This window comes from Rhodococcoides fascians A44A (genome assembly GCF_000760735.1).
GTDB lineage: Bacteria > Actinomycetota > Actinomycetes > Mycobacteriales > Mycobacteriaceae > Rhodococcoides > Rhodococcoides fascians_E.
The window spans coordinates 677,584-696,539 of the sequence record NZ_JMEX01000005.1 but is presented as its reverse complement, the minus strand read 5'-3'; the positions used below and the strand labels follow the sequence as shown (position 1 = coordinate 696,539).

Genomic DNA, 18,956 nt, shown 5'->3' with positions numbered 1-18,956 from the left:
CGGCCGTGGCCGCGTATCGGGTACGAGGACGGGCACTTCCGTCCGAGAGCCTCGTCGAGATCTGGATAGTCGACGGCGCGGTGTCGTCGGAGCCCGTCGCGGGAGCCGACACGCTTGCGGACGACGGTTGGATCCTTCCCGGGCTGGTCGACGCGCACTGCCACGTCGGCATCAAGTACGGCGGCGGCCACGAGGATCTGGCGGGGTCGATCGAGCAGGCCCGCACCGAACGTGACGTGGGGGCTCTGCTGTTGCGCGACGCCGGATCACCGGTGGACACGCGTGTCCTCGACGACTACGAGGACCTGCCGCGAATCATTCGGGCGGGACGGCACATAGCGTCGCCGAAGCGGTACATCCCCGGTCTGGCGGTGGACATCGAGGACGAATCGCAGTTACCCGACGCCGTCCGTCAGCAAGCCCGATTCGGGGACGGTTGGGTCAAGCTCGTGGGGGACTGGATCGACCGCAGTGTCGGGGATCTGCGCCCGCTGTGGGACGAACAGATCTTGAAGGCAGCGATCGACGCCGCCCACGAGGAGGGTGCACGCGTCACCGCGCACGTGTTCGGTGAGGATGCGCTGCCCGGGTTGATCGGTGCGGGCATCGACTGCATCGAGCACGGTACCGGGCTGACCGACGAGACCGTGGACATGATGGTCGAGCACGGGACCGCACTGGTACCGACACTCGTCAACATCGAGACCTTCCCGTCGATCGCCGATTCCGCGACGAAGTATCCGGTGTACGCACGCCACATGCGCGACCTGCATTCTCGCGTCGCGGACACGGTGGGTCGCGCGCACGACGCGGGTGTGCCCATCTTCGCGGGCACCGACGCAGGCGGATCGATTCGGCACGGCCGGATCGCCGACGAGGTCCATGCACTCACCCGTATCGGGATGTCTCCCACCGACGCACTCGGCGCTGCCAGTTGGAACGCGCGGACCTGGCTCGGCCAAGCCGGTCTCGAGCACGGGGCGCCGGCCGATCTGCTCGTGTACTCCGAGGACCCACGAACCGGGCCGGATGTACTGTCCTCGCCCGACGTGATCGTATTGCGCGGAATTCCGACCAAGCGCCCAGCGTGACATCACCCTACGGACCCGACCCGCGCACCGGCCCCGACCGGTCCGGCGAGCCCAGCTGGACGGGAATGGCACCGATGAATGCGGTGCACCACGACAGTTCCGGTTCTGCCTCGTACTGGCGAGCCGAGGAGGCCGCCGCGCGCCGACGGCCGCGTGGTCGGTGGGGAATCCCGGCGGCGTCGACGGTACTGCTCGTCAACCTCGCGGGCTTCCTTCTCGCGCCCCTGGTGTTCGACACCGACGTGCCGGGCGTCTACGTGTTGGCGATCATGCTTCCGAGCCTGGCTGCCCTGACGTTGTCGCTCGCGATCAGCTGGAGGCGCGGCAACGGGCCCGTCGTCGACTTCGGCCTTCCCACCTCCGCGACGGAGTTCGGCAACCAACTCAGAACGGGTCTGATCTGGGGTCTTGCAGCGTTGGCGGGCGCGATCGTGCTGGCCTTGGTCGTACTGTCGCAGACGGACCTGGGGGACCAGGTGCCCCTCGCCGGGCTCGGGGTGTTGTCGCCGACGTGGAAAATCGTTCTGGCTCTGTGGATCTGGCTCGGTGCACCGTTCTGTGAGGAGGTGATGTTTCGCGGCATGGCCTGGGGCGCTCTCGAACGGCGTGTACCCCCGATGCGGGGTGCGTGGCTGGGAAACAAGTGGGTGATTCTCGTCGTCACCGCTGTTGCGTTCGCGCTCTGGCACCGGGAGGGATGGCGGCTCGTGATTCTCGTGTGGGGAGGCCTGGCCATCGGTATCGCACGCATGAGATCCGGCTCGGTGATGTCGTCGACGATCGCCCACTCGACCAACAATGCGCTCCCTGCGCTGGCGATTCTGCTCGTCGCTTGACACCGATTAACCGACATCGGGGTGCGTCTGGCACAATAAGACGCTGTTCGCCCGTCACCGGTTACGTACCGTACGGCGGTCACAACACCCCCATCAACGCAAAACCGGGTGCGCAGTCCGTGCGCACCGCTGAATTGCGCCGTGACCACAACGAAAGAGGCTTCACCTTCATGGCTGTCAAGATCAAGCTCATGCGTATCGGCAAGATCCGCACCCCGCACTACCGCGTCGTCATCGCCGACTCTCGCACCCGCCGCAACGGCCGTGCGATCGAGACCATCGGCAAGTACGAGCCCAAGCAGGACCCCAGCATCATCGACATCGACTCCGAGCGCGCACAGTACTGGCTGGGCGTCGGTGCTCTGCCGACCGAGCCCGTCGAGGCTCTGCTGAAGATCACCGGTGACTGGCAGAAGTTCAAGGGCCTCCCCGGCGCCGAGGGCACCCTGCGCGTCGCAGAGCCCAAGCCGTCCAAGCTGGACCTGTTCAACGCAGCACTCGCTCAGGCCGACGCCGAGCCGCTCGGTGACGCAACCACGGCAAAGAAGAAGAAGGCCCCCAAGGCCGACGACGCTGCAAAGGCCGACGACGCCGCTGCCACCGAGACGGCAGACGCGCCGGCCGCCGAGGCTGCTGAGAAGTGAGTGCAGTTGTCGCCGATGCCGTCGAACATCTCGTTCGCGGCATCGTCGCCAATCCTGACGACGTACGCGTCGAGCTGATCACCGGACGCCGAGGGCGCACCGTCGAGGTGCACGTGCATCCCGACGATCTCGGCAAGGTGATCGGACGCGGCGGCCGCACGGCCACCGCGCTGCGCACGCTCGTCTCCGGTATCGGCGGACGCGGAATCCGCGTCGACGTCGTCGACACCGATCAATAAGAACCGACGATGGAACTCGTAGTCGGTCGTGTGGCGAAGTCGCACGGCGTCAAAGGGGAGCTGGTCGTCGAGGTTCGCACCGACGATCCCGATGCCCGCTTCGCCGTCGGCTCGGAGCTTCGCGGACGTGCACCACGTAACCGAACCGACACGATGTCCTACACAGTGGAAGCCGCCCGGGAACACTCCGGGCGGCTTCTGCTGCGCTTGAAGGGCATCGCGGACCGGACGGCGGCCGATGCCCTTCGCGGCACCCTGTTCTTCGTCGAGTCGGACGACCTGCCCCCGTCCGACGATCCGGACGAATTCTACGACCACGAACTGGAAGGCCTGTCGGTCCGCCACGTCGACGGCACCGAGGTCGGGACGGTGAAGGAAGTGCTCCACTCCGCCGCGGGAGAGCTGCTGTCGATCTCACCGGCCGACGGATCCCGCGCCGAGATTCTGGTCCCGTTCGTCGCGGCGATCGTCACGTCCGTATCACTGACCGACGGTGTCGTGATCGATCCACCCGAGGGTTTGCTGGATCCGGAGCCGTGATGCGCCTCTCCGTGGTGACCATCTTCCCGGAGTATCTGGAGCCGCTTCGAACAGCGTTGCTGGGCAAGGCAATCGACAAGGGTCTCGTGTCCGTCGATGTGCACGATCTGCGCGCCTGGACCCACGACGTGCACAAGGCCGTCGACGATTCTCCGTACGGCGGTGGACCGGGAATGGTCATGAAGCCCACGGTGTGGGGTGATGCGCTCGACGACGTTCTGACGCCGGAGTCTCTTCTGGTCGTTCCCACCCCTGCCGGGGTGCCGTTCACGCAGCGCACAGCCGAAAGATGGTCTCGGGAACAGCATCTGGTGTTCGCGTGCGGACGTTACGAGGGTATCGACCAACGGGTGTTCGACGAAGCCTCGACGCGTGTACGCGTCGAGGAAGTGAGCATCGGCGATTACGTGCTCATCGGCGGTGAAGCCGCCGTGCTCGTCATGAGCGAAGCCGTCGTGAGACTGATGCCGGGCGTACTCGGAAACCAACAATCCCATCAGGAGGATTCGTTCTCCGACGGGTTGTTGGAAGGGCCGAGCTACACGCGACCGGTGACGTGGAGAGGGCACGACGTCCCCGACGTTCTGCTCTCCGGTGACCACGCCAGAATCGCGGCGTGGCGGCGCGAGCAGTCCCTTGCCCGGACGCGGGAACGACGACCGGACCTGCTCGCCGATTCGGACGGGCAGTCCGACCTGTAGAAGCCCGGTCAGTCGAGCTTCCCGTCCGGGAACAACATCGTCACGAACCCGGTGAGTGTGTCACGCGCATGCTGAGCGCTGCTGTCGTCGGTCACGTCCACCACGGCGGTATCGGGGTAGTGATCCATGTCGTCCTCGTAGTGGATCTCTTCCCGCGAGATCATGGCCACCACGAATCGGTTGTCGACGCCCACGGTGCCGGTGGACAGATGCAGCCAGCGATCCGCGATGCAACACATCCACCCCTGCTTGATGGCGTGCACCGGCTCACCGGGAAGTCCGTCCACGATGCCGAAATGCTGGTGATAACCGTCGGTGGCCACGGGAGTCGACTCGCGGAGAAGGCCGATCATGAGCGAGGTCGACGCGGGGGACAGCCCACCGGACCCGTCGAGCACCGCAGAGTAGTAGCGCACGAGTTCGGCGGCCGTCGTCGTCGTGTTCCACCACTGGCCGTCCCACGGCGGCGCCGTTGCGGTCAGCCCGTATCGCTGCGCGATGCGCGTGACGATGTCACCCGCGCCGTACTTGTACCAGAGGGTGTTCGCGGCGTTGTCGTCCGACGACTCGAGCATCGTCGTCATCGCCTCCAGGTCGTCGGCGTCGACCGGTACGCCTGCCAGTTCCGCGCCCTTCAGTACGTCGTCCGCGATGAAGAGCTTCGACACCGACGCCGTCTCGATCTGTTCGGTGTCACCCGCGGCGAAATAATCTCCGGTCACGCGATCCAACAACGCGAAGTCCACGTCGGCGCCACGTTCGGCGGAGGAACGGAGTGCTTCGGGGATGCGGGAGTCGAGGTCGAGGTCGTCGACGACCTCGGTATCGGGAAATGGTGATTCGCTCGTGCTCGGGGTGCCGCTGACGGCCGAGTCCTCGGGGACGCTGCAGCCCGAGAAGAGAACCGTTATCGCGGCGAGGAGTGCGGCGCAGGAAACTGCCAGGACTTGCATCGGCCTGGACATCTCGAGTTCTCCCACACTGGTCCGTCGAACAACATGTCCCACACTAGCTGTAGGGTCGTGCGCCGTGACGATTGCTCTGAAAACTGTGAACAAGCGCATAGCCGAGGAACTCGACGTCCGCGAGGATCAGGTCGCCGCAGCGGTGGACCTTCTCGACGGCGGATCGACGGTCCCGTTCATCGCCCGGTACCGCAAGGAAGTCACCGGCATGCTCGACGACGCGCAACTGCGGCAACTCGAAGAGCGCCTACGCTACCTGCGTGAGCTCGACGAGCGTCGTGACGCAGTCATCGAGTCCATTCGCTCGCAGGGAAAGCTGGACGAGGCGCTCGAACAGTCGTTGATGCTCGCCGAGACCAAAGCCCGTGTCGAAGACATCTACCTGCCGTTCAAGCCGAAGCGGCGCACCAAGGCTCAGATCGCTCGCGAAGCCGGCCACGAACCGGTCGCCGACGCACTCATCACGAACCCCGACACCGATCCTGCGTCGTTCGACACCGAGCAACTCGACGGTGCGCGGGCCATTCTGGTCGAGCGGTTCGCCGAGGACGCCGATCTCGTCGGTGAGCTTCGTGAACTCATGTGGACCCGTGGTCAGTTGACCTCCACGGTGCGCAAGGGCAAAGAAGACGAGGGCGCGAAGTTCGCCGATTACTTCGAATTCTCCGAGCCGTTCACGACCCTGCCGTCGCACCGCATTCTCGCTGCACTGCGTGGAGAGAAGGAGGAGGTGCTCTCGCTCGGCCTCGAACCCGAGCAGGAGGAGCAGGCCCCCGGCGTCCCGACGGTGTACGAAGGTCGAATCGCCGCGAAGTTCGGCATCGCGGATCGTGGTCGTCTCGCGGACCGCTGGTTGCTCGACACCGTCCGGTGGGCGTGGCGAACCAAGCTCGTGGTGACGCTCGCGATCGACGTTCGCATGCGACTGCGTCAGTCCGCGGAGAAGGACGCCGTCGACGTGTTCGCCTCCAACCTGAAGGACCTGTTGCTCGCGGCACCGGCAGGCAACCGCGCGACGATGGGGCTCGACCCGGGGTTCCGCACCGGAACCAAGGTCGCCGTCGTGGATTCCACCGGAAAGGTCGTGGACTACGACACGATCTATCCGCACAAGCCGCAGGGCAAGTGGGATCAGGCTCTGGCCACCCTGGCAGCGTTGGCGGCCAAACATTCCGTGCAGCTCATCGCCATCGGCAACGGCACTGCGTCACGCGAGACCGATTCGTTGGCGGCGGAGCTGATCGCGAAGTACCCGGCGGCAGGTCTGACCAAGATCGTCGTGTCCGAGGCAGGCGCGTCGGTCTATTCCGCTTCGGCCTACGCATCGAGCGAGCTTCCCGAGCTCGACGTGTCCATCCGCGGTGCGGTGTCGATCGCGCGTCGTCTCCAGGATCCGCTGGCCGAGCTGGTCAAGATCGATCCCAAATCCATCGGTGTCGGCCAGTATCAGCACGACATCTCCGAGTCCCTTCTCGCGCGCTCGCTCGGTGCCGTCGTCGAAGACGCGGTGAACGCGGTGGGTGTGGATGTCAACACGGCTTCGGTGCCGCTGTTGTCCCGTGTGTCCGGCATCGCCGGGTCCTTGGCGGAAAGTATCGTGGCGCACCGCGATCAACACGGTCCGTTCGCCAGTCGATCCAAACTGAAGGATGTTGCGCGCCTGGGCCCCAAGGCATTCGAGCAGTGCGCGGGCTTCCTCCGTATCTCCGGCGGGGACGATCCGCTCGACCGTTCGAGTGTCCACCCCGAGGCATACCCCGTGGTGCGCAAGATCGTCGATTCGGCAGGAGTCGGCGTACGCGAGGTCATCGGCAACACGTCGCTGCTCCGCGGACTCGACCCACGGACCTTCGCCGACGACCGGTTCGGAATCCCGACCGTCAGCGACATCATCACCGAACTCGAGAAGCCCGGCCGTGACCCGCGACCCGAATTCAAGACGGCCACTTTCGCGGCCGGAATCGAGAAGGTCGCGGATCTTCGGCCCGGGATGACTCTGGAGGGCGTGGTCACCAACGTCGCGGCGTTCGGCGCATTCGTCGACGTCGGTGTGCACCAGGACGGGCTCGTTCACGTCTCCGCGATGTCGCACAACTTCGTCAAGGACCCCAGGGAAGTCGTCAAGAGCGGCGACGTCGTGAAGGTCAAGGTCATGGAGGTCGACATTCCGCGCCAGCGCATCGGGCTGAGTCTGCGCCTCGACGACGAGCCGGGTGCGTCCGCGAAGGACAAGCCGCGCAGCACCGGTGGTCCCCGCGGTGGTGGTTCCCGCGGCGCGGGCGCTCCACGCGGTGGTGACGGCCAGGACCGGCGTCAGCAGCCCCGGCGGGAGAACCGCGGTGGACGGCAGGCCGCCGCGCCTGCCGGTGGGTCGATGGCCGATGCGCTGCGCAAGGCCGGATTCGGTAAGTAGCATGCGACGGGTGGCACGCCCGTCCACGAGGAGCACGATGCAGCGGTGAGTTGGTTGGATCGCGAGATCGTCGCGCACGGACGACTGCCGTTGCTCTGCTTCCTTCTCGGCTTCCTCGCCGGGTTTCTGCTGATCAGGCTCAGCGTCAGGATGATTCGGGCTCAGGTGAAGTGGTGGCCGGGCAACATCACTCCCGGGGGCCAGCACATCCACCACGTCGTCTTCGGGATCGTGCTCATGCTCGTGTCCGGCATCTCGCTCGTTGCGGTGTTCGAGGACGGCACTCGGGAGACGGGAGCCGTCCTCGCAGCCCTGTTCGGCGTGGGCGCTGCACTCGTTCTCGACGAGTTCGCACTGGTGTTCTATCTGAAGGACGTCTACTGGTCCGAGCAGGGCCGAGCATCCGTCGACGCCGTGTTCGTCGCCGTCGCCGGGACGGGGTTGCTGCTGCTCGGTTTTCACCCGCTTGCGCTGCTGAACATCGCCGATATCCGCGCGGACGCCGACCCGGTGATCCGGGCGGGGTTCGTTGCACTGGCGTTGGCCCATCTCGCACTGTGCGCTGTCGTGCTGGCGAAGGGGAAGATCTGGACCGGATTGATCGGGTTGTTCTTCGCTCCCATCCTGTTCGTCGGCGCCCTTCGTCTGGGCAGGCCGGGCTCGCCGTGGGCGCGGTGGCGTTACACCCGCCGACCCCGGAAGATGGAACGCTCGTTGCGGCGAGAACGCACCATTCGTCGTCCCGCGATTCGCGCGAAGATCTACCTGCAGGATCTGGTGGCAGGAAAGCCCAGCATCGACCACGCGCTCGCGGCGACGGAGGACGAACTGGACCGGACAGTTCAGGCGGCGCCTGCCCCGACCGAGTGGCACCGAAACGCCCGCCGGCGGTCGCCGAGGCGATTTCGCGTTACCCTCGGTGGTCTGGCACAATGGTCGGGTTGCCTGTACCAGGCACAGACCTAATCGGAGTACGAACCAGCCGAGTTCCGTGTAGTCGGATTTCTTTCCGAACGTGCGGTACCGCTCGGTTCCTCTACTCGTGCGAAGAACGCAAGGATGGCCACACCGATGAACACTCTGGATTTCTTGGACAAGCAGTCGCTGCGCAGCGACATTCCTGACTTCCGCCCCGGCGACACGCTCAACGTGCACGTCAAGGTTATCGAAGGCTCGAAAGAGCGCGTGCAGATCTTCAAGGGCGTCGTGATTCGCCGCCAGGGTGGTGGCGTTCGTGAGACGTTCACCGTTCGTAAGGTGTCGTTCGGCGTCGGTGTCGAGCGCACCTTCCCGGTCCACAGCCCCAACATCGCGCAGATCGACGTCCTCACCCGCGGTGACGTTCGTCGCGCCAAGCTGTACTACCTCCGCGATCTGCGTGGCAAGGCCGCCAAGATCAAGGAAAAGCGCTGAAGTAAGCGCGTCAGGCCGTATTCACACGACAGCCGCATCGCCCCGTCAGGGGTGGTGCGGCTGTCGTGCTTTCGGCGTACCGGTCGATCGCGGAAACCGGGTGCAGCTAATCTGGTGCGGTGTCAGATGCCCCGCAGGATCCACACGATCGATCCGAGTCGCGCTCCGAGGAGCCGACTGCACCCCGTAAGGAAAAGAAGAAGCAGCGTTCGTTCTGGCGTGAACTGCCGATCCTCGTTCTGGTCGCTCTGGTCCTGAGTTTTCTGCTGCAGACATTCATCGCACGCGTGTATCTGATTCCGTCCGAGTCGATGGAGCCGACGCTGCACGGTTGTGCCGGATGCACCGGGGACCGGATCGTCGTGGAGAAGATCGGCTACCGCTTCGGCGATCCGAAACCAGGAGATGTCGTCGTCTTCCGTGGGCCGGATTCGTGGAACAGCGACTTCGTGTCCACGCGATCGGACAACACGATCGTCCGCGGGGCCCAGGAAGTGGGTTCGCTCATCGGCATAGTGGCTCCGGACGAGAACGATCTGGTCAAGCGAGTCATCGCGACCGGTGGCCAAACGGTCGAGTGCTGCGATGATCAGGGACGGGTTCTCGTCGACGGCAAACCGTTGGACGAGCCGTACGTACAAATGGATTTCCCGTTCACGCCAGGGACGTTGACGTGTGACACCGAATTGAAATCCGGACGCTGTTTCCCCGCGGTGACGGTCCCCGAAGGCAACCTGTGGGTCATGGGAGACAACCGAAGCAACTCCGCCGACTCCAGGTTTCACGTATCCGACGAACTGATGGGCACGGTTCCCGTCGACAACGTCATCGGCAAGGCGTTCTTGATCGCACTTCCGCCCTCGCGCTGGGGGACCCTGGACTCCCCGGACATCCAGGGGCAGTGAGCCGACAGCACCGATGGTCAGTACCAGTCGATCGCGTGGCCACCCGCCGTGGCCACCCCGCCCTGTCATTCGTAGGTCCTCGGGCCTACGGACGATGGAGTCGGCCCTCGATCGAGGCGGTCTGGGACCGGTAGCGGGCGTCGACGAGGCGGGTCGAGGCGCGTGTGCGGGTCCGCTGACCGTGGCAGCCTGCATCCTGGGCCCCAAACCGTACGCGTCGCTGGCCGACCTGAACGATTCGAAGAAGCTGACCGAGAAACGCCGCGAGGAACTGTTCCCCAAGATCACCCGGTTGGCCCTCGCCTGGAGTGTCGTGTTCATCGAGGCCGAGGAAATCGATCGGATCGGCGTCCACGTCGCCAACATCGAGGGGATGCGTCGCGCCGTGGCAGGTCTGGGAACGACTCCCGGTTACGTGTTGACCGACGGGTTCCGGGTGCCGGGCCTGCCGGCTCCATCGCTTCCGGTGATCGGCGGAGACGCGACTGCCGCCTGCATCGCCGCGGCAAGCGTCCTGGCCAAGGTGTCCAGGGATCGGGTCATGGTCGACATGGACTCGCGGTTTCCCGGATATGGTTTCGCGGTGCACAAGGGATACAGCACGAAGGTTCATGCGGCAGCGATGACCGAGCTCGGCCCGTGCGCCGAGCATCGAATGTCGTACGCGAACGTGTCCGCAGCGAAGAGGGGCGCCGACGCGGTTGCATCCGTGCTGGGCCGAATGGACCTGGACGAGCGGAGTGCGCGATGATGAACCTTCGATGTCGAGCAAGAACGAGGATGAGAGAAAACCGATGAGTGCCGAAGATCTCGAAAAGTACGAAACCGAGATGGAGCTCTCGTTGTACCGGGAGTACCGGGACATCGTCGGGCAGTTCAACTACGTCGTGGAAACCGAGCGACGCTTTTATCTCGCCAATTCGGTGGAGCTGATTCCGCACAACGCGGACGGTGAGATCTATTTCGAACTTCGTATGTCCGACGCCTGGGTGTGGGATATGTACCGCCCGGCCCGTTTCGTCAAGCACGTCCGGGTGATCACGTTCAAGGACGTCAACATCGAGGAACTCGAAAAGCCGGACCTCCGGCTGCCCGAGTAGCGGGGCCATTCGGTGTCGGTCACCGTCTGGTTGTTGGTGCTCGCGGCGATCGTGTACCTCTTCGGCCGCCGTCGGCGCCGACGGAACGTAATGGTCGTTGCGCAGTTGATCGGCGTCGCTGCGGTGTGCTTGGTGGTCGGTCAGGTCGCTTGGCAGTTACTCGATCCCTAGATCGCGTGCAGTTTCGTTCGATGTCGGATTGCGTTGTGGTGCAACAGATCGAAGAATTCTATGCGTAAAACGCGTGACGATCTCGATTTCTCCTTTCCTGACACCGTGCTGTGAATCGCCCTCATTCTTTTGAAACCGGCGATACACGGTGGTAAAAAGAATCGATCAGCATATTCCTTTGACGGTAGAGGTTCGGACATGGCGCGCAAGACTCTCGTCCAAATGATCGATGATGTCGACGGATCGGTCATCAAAGAGGGGCAAGGGGAAACCATCGAATTCGGAATCGGTGGCAACCAGTACCGGATCGATTTGAACCTGAAGCACGCAAACGAACTTCACGAACAACTTGCGTTCTGGATCGAGCACGCAGAAAAGGTGTCCGGTCGTAAACCTCGTAAGGGATCCGGGTCCGCTTCCCGCGCCAAGACCGATCTTCAGGACATCCGAGCCTGGGCGCGGGAGAACGGTCACGAAGTGAGTGCTCGCGGACGAATCAGCCAGGACGTTCAGGCTGCGTACGAGGCCGCGCACTAGCGTCACCACCTGGTGTCTTTCGGATGCCCCCGCTGTGCAACAGCGGGGGCATCGTCGTGTCCGGGCACTATTCGGCGTCGCGTTCGGCCTTACCATTCGAGACCGACACTATCCCGAGTATCTCGGTCTCGGGCACGTCCGTCATCCACAGTTCTCGTGAATTCCACAGGGCAGAATTCGACGTGGGAATTCACCGTTCCGTCGATCGTCCCTTCGTGCATCGTTCCATCAGGTTCTGCCCACTCGGCGAACCGACGACCGCGAGGGGGACGAGTGTCGAATCAGGAATTGGGGGCGCGCGGTGAGGCCTTGGCCGCGCTGCATTTGGTCGACAACGGGATGGAGCTGATCGACCGAAACTGGCGGTGCAGACACGGTGAACTCGACATCGTCGCCCGTGACGGGGACGTCACGGTCTTCGTCGAGGTGAAGACGAGGTCGGGTACCGGATTCGGGACTCCCGCAGAGTCGGTGACCTACACCAAACAGCAGCGAATCAGACGGTTGGCTCTCGCATGGCTCGACGAACGCGGCGGCCCATGGGTGCGTATCCGGTTCGATGTGGTCGCGATCGTGATGAGCAACGACGGTGATCCCGCGGTCTCGCATCTGCGCGGGGTGTTCTGATGGCGTTGGGGCGCGCATTCTCGGTGGCCGTCAGCGGCGTGGACGGTCAAGTGGTCGAGATCGAAGCAGACATCGGACGCGGCTTGCCGGGAATTCACCTCGTCGGGCTGCCGGATACGGCACTGAACGAATCCAGGGACCGTGTGAAGGCCGCGGTCAGCAACTCCGGTGCCACCTGGCCGGACACGCGAGTCGTGTTGGCGTTGTCGCCGGCGACGCTGCCGAAAGTCGGATCCGTGTACGACCTGGCACTGTCTCTGGCGGTTCTCGATGCGGCGAAGCAGATCCCACGGCGATCCTCGGAAAGTGCGGTCTTTCTCGGGGAGTTGGCGCTCGACGGTCGACTACGAGGCGTGCGCGGAGTACTTCCCGCCGTCATGGCCGTCGAACGGGCCGGGTGGCAACGGGTGGTCGTACCGTCTTCCGCTCTGGCCGAAGCCAGTCTGGTCGAGGGAATCGAGGTTCTGGGCGCGTCGTCGTTGACCGAGGTCGTCGCGTGGCTTCGCGGCGAGACGGTGCTCGATCGGGGTGTTCCGTCGGTACCGAGCGACGATGCCGTGTACCCGGACATGAGCGAGGTCGTGGGGCAGGAGGAGGCGCGGTGGGCACTGGAGGTCGCCGCAGCAGGCGCGCATCACATCATGCTGACCGGTCCTCCGGGTATCGGCAAAACGATGCTGGCGCAACGACTTCCCGGCATCCTTCCTCCCCTGACCGATGCGGAGTCGCTGGAGGTCACGGCAATCCACTCGGTGGCAGGAACGTTGACGGGGGATCGGCCGCTGATCACGGCGCCGCCGTTCATCGCACCTCACCACTCGACCACCGTGAGTGCGCTGGTCGGCGGTGGCACGGGAATGGCCAAACCCGGCGCCGTCAGCCGCGCACACAGGGGAGTGTTGTTCCTGGACGAATGCGCCGAGATGGGCGCGAAGACGTTGGAAGCGCTGCGAACTCCGCTCGAAGACGGGGAGATCCGGATCGCGCGACGCGACGGAGTTGCTCGTTACCCTGCACGGTTCCAGCTGATTCTCGCGGCCAACCCATGTCCGTGTGCGCCCGCCCGAAGTGCCGACTGTGTCTGCGCACCCACGGTTCGGCGAAAGTATCTGGGAAAACTTTCCGGGCCTCTGATGGATCGGGTGGATCTACGCATCGCGATGCAGGCGGTGGCGACGGGTGCGTTGGTGGACGACGTGGGCGAGTCGACCGACGCGGTTCGATCACGTGTGACGGGTGCGCGAGACGCCGCAGCGGAGCGATGGCGTGAATTCGGATGGACGACCAACGCCGAGGTACCCGGGCCCGCACTGCGGCAGAAGTTCAGGTTGAGCAACGCCGCGCTGCGACCTCTCGAACGCGCCCTGCGCACCGGATCTTTGACGGCGCGAGGGGCCGACAGAGCACTTCGAGTGTCGTGGACGCTCAGCGATCTCGGAGGGAGCGACGCGCCGGGCCTGGAAGAAGTAGGAGCGGCATTGGATTTCAGGGACAGGGGTATCTCGTGAGGACGCACGATCCGCGAAAACTGGCCTGGGCGTACCTGTCTCGGGCCGCGCAGGGCCCACACCGTCCGCTGCTGGACTTCGCGCTGTCCGCCGGACCCGAGGAGGCTCGAGCGGCGGTCGTCGGCGGCGCGTTGGGTGAGCGGCTCGCCGTGCGGTCGCACGTCGACACGGCAGCCGCCGACCTGGACCTGATGGACACACTGGGTGGACGATTGGTGACTCCGGACGATCCGGAATGGCCGATGTGGCGACTGCTGGCGTTCGACGGCGCCGGACTCGGCGAGGGTGCCGATCGGTGCGGGCCGTGCGCGTTGTGGGTCCTCGGCGCCACACCCGTCGACGAACTCGTGGAGCGGGCCGTCTCGATCGTCGGCACCCGAGCGGCGACGGCATACGGGGAACACGTCACCGCCGAGATCGCGGGCGATCTTGCCGTCGACGGGTGGACCATCGTGTCGGGTGCCGCGTTCGGAATCGACGCAGCCGCGCATCGTGCTGCCCTCGGCGTGTCCGGCAGAACGGTCGCCGTACTGGCCTGCGGCGTCGACCGTGCCTATCCATCGGGGCATTCGAGGTTGCTGCAGAGGATCGCCGACAGTGGTGCGGTCATCAGCGAGTACGGGCCCGGTACTACCCCGGCTCGCCATCGCTTACTCTCACGCAACCGGATCGTCGCTGCTTTCGGATCCGCGGTCGTCGTCGTGGAAGCGGGGTGGAGGAGCGGTGCACGCAACACCGCAGCCTGGGCGCACAAACTCGGAAAGCCGGTGCTGGCGGTGCCAGGACCCGTCACCTCCGCGTCGTCCAAGGGGTGCCACCGGATGATTCGCGAAGGTGAGGCGCGCCTCGTGGCCGACGCCCACGACGTCGTGGCCGAAGCCGGGCCGTCCGGGGAAGTCGGAGAAGGTCGTCCCTCGATGTTTCGTGACCTCGACGCGTTGTCCGACAACGCCTTGCTGGTGTACGAAGCGCTGCCCGCGACGGGAACGCGCTCCCCGCAGGAGTTGTCGGAGGCATCGTCCGTGCCCGTCGCGAAGGTGCGATCGGTGTTGCCGCTGCTCGAACTCGAGGGTTTCGTCTCCAGTGACGACACCGGCTGGTTCCGGCTGGTGCGGCCATGACGACGTCGGGACCGGTAGCCTATTTAGGTAATACTTACTCACCGATCGCACGAGACAGCTCGGAAAGGCTGAAACCACGTGGCACGCGAGAAAACTGTTCTGACCGTCCTCCGTACCGAGGCCTTGACGCCCCACATGCATCGGGTCTACCTCGGCGACCCGGGCTTCGACGGATTCACGCCGACCGACTTCACCGATTCCTACGTCAAGCTGATCTTCGGTCAGGGTGACGACGAGGTGCTCAGGACCTACACGGTCAGATCGGTCGACACTCGGAAGCGCGAGATCGCGATCGACTTCGTCGTGCACGGTGACGAGGGTGTTGCCGGTCCATGGGCAGCACGCGTGCAGCCCGGGGAACAGATCGGAGTGTACGGCCCGAACGGGGCCTACCGTCCGAAGCCCGAGGCGGACTGGCACCTACTCGCCGGTGACGAGTCCGCGATCCCGGCGATCGCCGCGGCGGTCGAATCGCTTCCCGAGGACGCGATTGCCAAGGTGTTCGTCGAGGTCGCAGACCGCAAGGACGAGATCTACTTCGAGACGCTGGCCGTCGTCGACGTCACCTGGGTGCATCGGGGCGCCCCGTCCAACGAGGTGGAGGACGACAAGGCAGGGGACAACGCTCCGCTGATCGAGGCCGTGAAATCGACGGAGTGGTTGCCGGGCCGCGCCCAGGTTTTCATTCACGGCGAGGCGCAGGCCGTGATGCACAACCTGCGTGGATACGTCCGCAAGGAACGCGGAGTGCCCGCCGACTGGGCGTCGATCTCCGGGTACTGGCGTCGAGGACGGACCGAAGAGAAGTTCCGTGAGTGGAAGCGCGAGTTGGCTCAGGCCGAGTCCGGCGCATCTGCCTGACGCCCGCGCGTCCGCTTGCCGACGGGCGCCGCGGCGGAGAGTCTTACGAGTATGGATGCCTTGCCGACGACTCTGAGAGTCCATCTCGACGAGTACGCGGAGTATCTGACACTGGGTCGCGACCGTTCGCCGCACACGGTCCGTGCTTACCTGCGCGACGCCGAATCGCTGCTGAACTACGTCGTCGGCGTGAACGAGACGAGTGAACTGAGTGGGCTCGACCTGCAGGTGCTTCGATCCTGGCTGGCCTCGCAGGCCCGAAGCGGGGCGGCCAGAACGTCGTTGGCTCGACGGACGTCGTCGGCGAAATCCTTCACGGCCTGGTGCGTCGGAACAGGCCGAATGAACACGGATCCAGCGCTGCGACTGTCGGCCCCCCGGGCAGGGAGGCATCTTCCGTCCGTTCTGAAGCAGAACCAAGCCGACGAAGCGATGTCGTGGGCGAAGGTCGGAGCCGAGGAACTCGATCCGATCGCCGTGCGGGACCGGCTCGTCGTGGAGCTGCTCTACGCCACCGGAATCCGCGTCAGCGAGCTCTGCGGACTCGACATCGGTGACGTCGACGATCAGCGTCGGGTGGTCCGCGTGATCGGAAAGGGGGACAAGGAGCGGTCCGCGCCGTTCGGTGGGCCGGCGGCGGAGTCGTTGAACCAGTGGCTCGCGCACGGACGCCCGGAGCTCGCCACGGAGCGGTCCGGCGGCGCGCTCCTGCTGGGACGTCGTGGGGGACGGTTGGATCCGCGTCAGGCCCGCACGGCCGTGCACGAGGTCCTGGCCTCCGTGCCGGGTGCACCTGACCTCGCCCCGCACGGGTTGAGGCATTCTGCAGCTACCCATCTTCTCGAAGGGGGAGCCGACCTGCGGGTGGTGCAGGAACTTCTCGGGCACTCGTCACTCGCCACCACTCAGATCTACACTCACGTGTCGGTCGACCGTCTGCGCGCGGTCCACGACAGGGCGCACCCCCGGGCGTGACCTGCTCGCCGCGTGAGCGCTGCCACATGCTGATTCGCAAGTGTTTGGTAGCGTCGTAGGAAACAGACCGCTTGCGAAGTATTCCGGGCTCGAAGAGATGTCGTGTTCGGATATCCGGTGTCCTTCCGGCACTGCCGTGAGTGACACAGAACATGCCCATGATTGTGGAGACGGGGGGACCGTGGACCGCGAGCACACGCACGGCGCATCGGCGGCGTGGTCGATACGTGCCCAGACCGGCTCGAACGGTGCAGCTCGACCCAGCACCACGCCCGTCGAGCCGGTACGCACCGCTCACCAGGCTCCGTTCACCGGGACGTCGATGAACGGGGAGCGTCAAGCTCCGCCCTGGCAGACTCCGCGCGGTTCGGAACGGCAGCCCGCGCCGCCCAGGTTCACGTCGCCGTCCCAGCCCGACGCACCTGCGCCGCCCGCTGGCAGACCGCCCGTTGACAGACCGCCCGCTGACAGACCGCCCGCTGACAGACCGTCCGCGGGCACCCCGCGTCCGGAGGAATGGACCCCGCCGTGGGCGCCGGGCCCGGCCGGTACTTCCGACGACCGCGATCGCGGTGGGTTCCCTGGAGGCCAGCCGCACGACCCTCGCTTTCAGCCGACCAGTCAGGATCTCGCCCCGGACAGTTTGCTCCGCCGACCCAAACGTGCGTCCACCTCCGGGTGGCGCCGGGGCGTTCATCGGCTCACCGGCGGCGTCATCAATCCAGGCGAGTCGACTGCCGAGGAGCGCTACCGCAACCAGGTGGAACGCATTCGGCAGCCCGTGCTCGGTGACTACCGCATCGCTTTCCTCTCCTTGAAGGGCGGCGTCGGCAAGACGACCACCACGCTGGGTCTCGGTGCCACCTTCGCATCGCTCCGCGGGGATTGTGTGATCGCCGTGGACGCTAATCCGGATTTCGGCACGCTCGGGGAGAGGGTTCCGAGGCAGACGTCGTCCACCGTGCGCGATCTGTTGGCGGACGCGCCGAACATCCGCCGGTACTCGGATGTTCGTGCACACACGTCGCAGGCTCCCAGTCGGTTGGAAGTCCTTGCCGGAGAACGTGATCCTGCCGCGTCGGAGATGTTCGGCGAGCAGGACTACCGGTCCGTCATCGAGATGCTGCAGGTGTATTACAACCTGATTCTGACGGATTGCGGTACCGGGATCATGCACTCGGCGATGAACGGTGTACTGCAGCTCGCCAACGCGCTCGTGCTCGTGTCTTCACCGGCCGTGGACGGTGCTCGGAGCGCTGCCGCCACCCTGGATTGGCTGCAGCTGCACGGGTACGGCCACCTCGTCGAGCGCACCGTCGTCGTCATCAGTTCGGTTCGTCCCGGTTCGTCCGCCGTCGACATGAACTTGTTGACCCAACACTTTCTGGAACGGTGTCGTGCGGTGCTCGTCGTGCCGTTCGACGAGCACCTGGCCGAGGGCGCTGTCGTGGACCTCGATCTGTTGCGACCTCAGACCAGGGCTGCCTTCGTCGAACTCGCGGCGATGGTCGCGGACGATTTCCCCGCTGCGTCGGGCCGCCATTCCGGACCCAGCTGGCGTTAGGACGTCAGCGGCTTGAGTCGGATGGGTGCACGTTCGACGAGGACGGTCGGATCCAGATAGTCGCGTCCGCGACGCACCCCCCAGTGGAGGCATGGTCCATCGCAGCCGGGGTGTTCCGCTTCCAGAACCCCGATCACGTCGCCGCGTCCGACCCGGGTACCCGCGGACGTCGCCGCACGCACTGGCTCGTACGTGGTCCGCAGGCCACTGGGGTGATCGAGAGACACCACGGGCTTGCCCGCGACGGTTCCGGCGAAGACGACGGTTCCTTCGCCTGCAGCCAGAACGTTCTGTCCGTCCACGCCCGCGAGATCGACACCCCGGTGACCGGGTAGCCAGTCGTGCTCGGGTGGGTCGAACGCGCGGAGCACGTGCGGGCGGGGTGCCAGCGGCCACGTGAATCCGGTGCCGTCGGCACGGGCCGGCGTTGCGCCTACCGGTGGAAGGACGGCGACCACGAGGGCGATGGTGACGAGAAGAGTTGTCGCTGAACGACCGACGAGTTTTCGCATCGCTTCAGCGTGCACGACAGGTCAGCGCCGACCGACGCCGTGAGGCTCTGCCTGTGGATAGCGAAATCCTTCATCCACAGGCTTGTATGCGACTGTCGTCGGAGGCCGGTTATGACCAGGGGCGCGGACGTCGTACACTGTGCGAGCGACCTGTGCATGCACGGGTCGACTTCGCGCGTCCGCGTAACGCAAGTATCCACCTCGGTGGCACGTACTTCGTAACCGGTTGTCGG

The 18,956-nt window shown here is 65.2% G+C and carries 21 protein-coding genes and 1 pseudogene; 20 read left to right on the top strand and 2 right to left on the bottom strand.

The window, feature by feature from the left end; genetic code table 11:
• The first annotated feature begins 5 nt into the window (after positions 1-5).
• From BH95_RS07075 to trmD, 6 genes are all read left to right on the top strand, one after another.
• Positions 6-1,091 carry an amidohydrolase family protein gene (locus tag BH95_RS07075; RefSeq protein WP_020110316.1) on the top strand — a complete coding sequence of 362 codons (1,086 nt, stop codon included), beginning with the start codon at positions 6-8 and terminating at the stop codon, positions 1,089-1,091.
• A complete protein-coding gene (locus tag BH95_RS07070; RefSeq protein ID WP_020110315.1) occupies positions 1,088-1,927 on the top strand; it encodes a CPBP family intramembrane glutamic endopeptidase in 840 nt (279 codons plus the stop codon). Before BH95_RS07075 ends, BH95_RS07070 begins: the two co-directional genes overlap by 4 nt.
• Before the next feature lie 170 nt (positions 1,928-2,097).
• Positions 2,098-2,571: a 30S ribosomal protein S16 gene (gene rpsP / locus BH95_RS07065; protein ID WP_019664263.1), complete on the top strand. Its 474-nt coding sequence runs from the start codon at positions 2,098-2,100 to the stop codon at positions 2,569-2,571.
• Entirely contained in the window at positions 2,568-2,810 is a 243-nt protein-coding gene (locus BH95_RS07060; protein ID WP_003939023.1) for an RNA-binding protein, read from the top strand. Before rpsP ends, BH95_RS07060 begins: the two co-directional genes overlap by 4 nt.
• A 9-nt stretch (positions 2,811-2,819) precedes the next feature.
• Positions 2,820-3,350 carry a ribosome maturation factor RimM gene (rimM, locus tag BH95_RS07055; RefSeq protein WP_019664262.1) on the top strand — a complete coding sequence of 177 codons (531 nt, stop codon included), beginning with the start codon at positions 2,820-2,822 and terminating at the stop codon, positions 3,348-3,350.
• On the top strand, positions 3,350-4,051 hold the full coding sequence (gene trmD / locus BH95_RS07050) for a tRNA (guanosine(37)-N1)-methyltransferase TrmD (protein ID WP_020110313.1): 702 nt from the start codon (positions 3,350-3,352) through the stop codon (positions 4,049-4,051). Before rimM ends, trmD begins: the two co-directional genes overlap by 1 nt.
• Positions 4,052-4,059: 8 nt before the next feature.
• Here trmD and BH95_RS07045 read toward each other — a convergent pair whose 3' ends face one another.
• On the bottom strand, positions 4,060-5,016 hold the full coding sequence (locus tag BH95_RS07045; protein ID WP_244164844.1) for a serine hydrolase: 957 nt from the start codon (positions 5,014-5,016) through the stop codon (positions 4,060-4,062).
• 64 nt (positions 5,017-5,080) lie between these two features.
• On the opposite strand from BH95_RS07045, the gene BH95_RS07040 reads away from it, so the two are divergent.
• The 14 genes and pseudogenes from BH95_RS07040 to BH95_RS06980 all read left to right on the top strand — a co-directional run bounded on the left by BH95_RS07040 (position 5,081) and on the right by BH95_RS06980 (position 18,211).
• Positions 5,081-7,429, top strand: coding sequence for a Tex family protein (locus BH95_RS07040; RefSeq protein ID WP_167336899.1), 2,349 nt, complete (start codon positions 5,081-5,083; stop codon positions 7,427-7,429).
• Between the two features lie 45 nt (positions 7,430-7,474).
• A pseudogene (locus tag BH95_RS07035) lies at positions 7,475-8,391 on the top strand (hypothetical protein); the annotation flags it as partial.
• Positions 8,392-8,500: 109 nt separating this feature from the next.
• Entirely contained in the window at positions 8,501-8,842 is a 342-nt protein-coding gene (gene rplS / locus BH95_RS07030; protein ID WP_026347639.1) for a 50S ribosomal protein L19, read from the top strand.
• Positions 8,843-8,961: 119 nt separating this feature from the next.
• On the top strand, positions 8,962-9,747 hold the full coding sequence (gene lepB, locus BH95_RS07025; RefSeq protein ID WP_019664256.1) for a signal peptidase I: 786 nt from the start codon (positions 8,962-8,964) through the stop codon (positions 9,745-9,747).
• A 13-nt stretch (positions 9,748-9,760) separates the two neighbouring features.
• Complete coding sequence (locus tag BH95_RS07020; RefSeq protein ID WP_080737965.1) at positions 9,761-10,498, top strand: ribonuclease HII; 738 nt, start codon at positions 9,761-9,763, stop codon at positions 10,496-10,498.
• A gap of 43 nt (positions 10,499-10,541) precedes the next feature.
• Entirely contained in the window at positions 10,542-10,847 is a 306-nt protein-coding gene (locus tag BH95_RS07015) for a DUF2469 domain-containing protein (protein WP_019664254.1), read from the top strand.
• A gap of 12 nt (positions 10,848-10,859) precedes the next feature.
• On the top strand, positions 10,860-11,018 hold the full coding sequence (locus tag BH95_RS29020) for a hypothetical protein (RefSeq protein ID WP_167336898.1): 159 nt from the start codon (positions 10,860-10,862) through the stop codon (positions 11,016-11,018).
• A 198-nt stretch (positions 11,019-11,216) separates the two neighbouring features.
• Positions 11,217-11,555, top strand: coding sequence for a histone-like nucleoid-structuring protein Lsr2 (locus BH95_RS07010; RefSeq protein WP_019664252.1), 339 nt, complete (start codon positions 11,217-11,219; stop codon positions 11,553-11,555).
• Between the two features lie 273 nt (positions 11,556-11,828).
• On the top strand, positions 11,829-12,182 hold the full coding sequence (locus tag BH95_RS07005; protein ID WP_020110310.1) for a YraN family protein: 354 nt from the start codon (positions 11,829-11,831) through the stop codon (positions 12,180-12,182).
• The gene (locus BH95_RS07000) at positions 12,182-13,690 is read left to right on the top strand and encodes a YifB family Mg chelatase-like AAA ATPase (protein WP_037181472.1); all 1,509 of its coding nucleotides are present in this window, start codon (positions 12,182-12,184) and stop codon (positions 13,688-13,690) included. The genes BH95_RS07005 and BH95_RS07000 overlap by 1 nt, the downstream gene beginning before the upstream one ends.
• The gene (gene dprA / locus BH95_RS06995) at positions 13,687-14,811 is read left to right on the top strand and encodes a DNA-processing protein DprA (RefSeq protein WP_037181469.1); all 1,125 of its coding nucleotides are present in this window, start codon (positions 13,687-13,689) and stop codon (positions 14,809-14,811) included. The genes BH95_RS07000 and dprA overlap by 4 nt, the downstream gene beginning before the upstream one ends.
• A 78-nt stretch (positions 14,812-14,889) precedes the next feature.
• Positions 14,890-15,672 (top strand): siderophore-interacting protein, encoded by a 783-nt coding sequence (locus tag BH95_RS06990; RefSeq protein ID WP_020110289.1) that lies wholly within the window; start codon positions 14,890-14,892, stop codon positions 15,670-15,672.
• Between the two features lie 51 nt (positions 15,673-15,723).
• On the top strand, positions 15,724-16,647 hold the full coding sequence (locus tag BH95_RS06985) for a tyrosine recombinase XerC (protein WP_019664247.1): 924 nt from the start codon (positions 15,724-15,726) through the stop codon (positions 16,645-16,647).
• A 181-nt stretch (positions 16,648-16,828) separates the two neighbouring features.
• Entirely contained in the window at positions 16,829-18,211 is a 1,383-nt protein-coding gene (locus tag BH95_RS06980) for a MinD/ParA family ATP-binding protein (RefSeq protein ID WP_037181466.1), read from the top strand.
• Here the strand turns inward: BH95_RS06980 and BH95_RS06975 are convergent.
• Positions 18,208-18,723 carry a M23 family metallopeptidase gene (locus BH95_RS06975; RefSeq protein WP_037181463.1) on the bottom strand — a complete coding sequence of 172 codons (516 nt, stop codon included), beginning with the start codon at positions 18,721-18,723 and terminating at the stop codon, positions 18,208-18,210. The two genes, BH95_RS06980 and BH95_RS06975, sit on opposite strands and share 4 nt — an antisense overlap.
• Between the last annotated feature and the right edge of the window lie 233 nt (positions 18,724-18,956).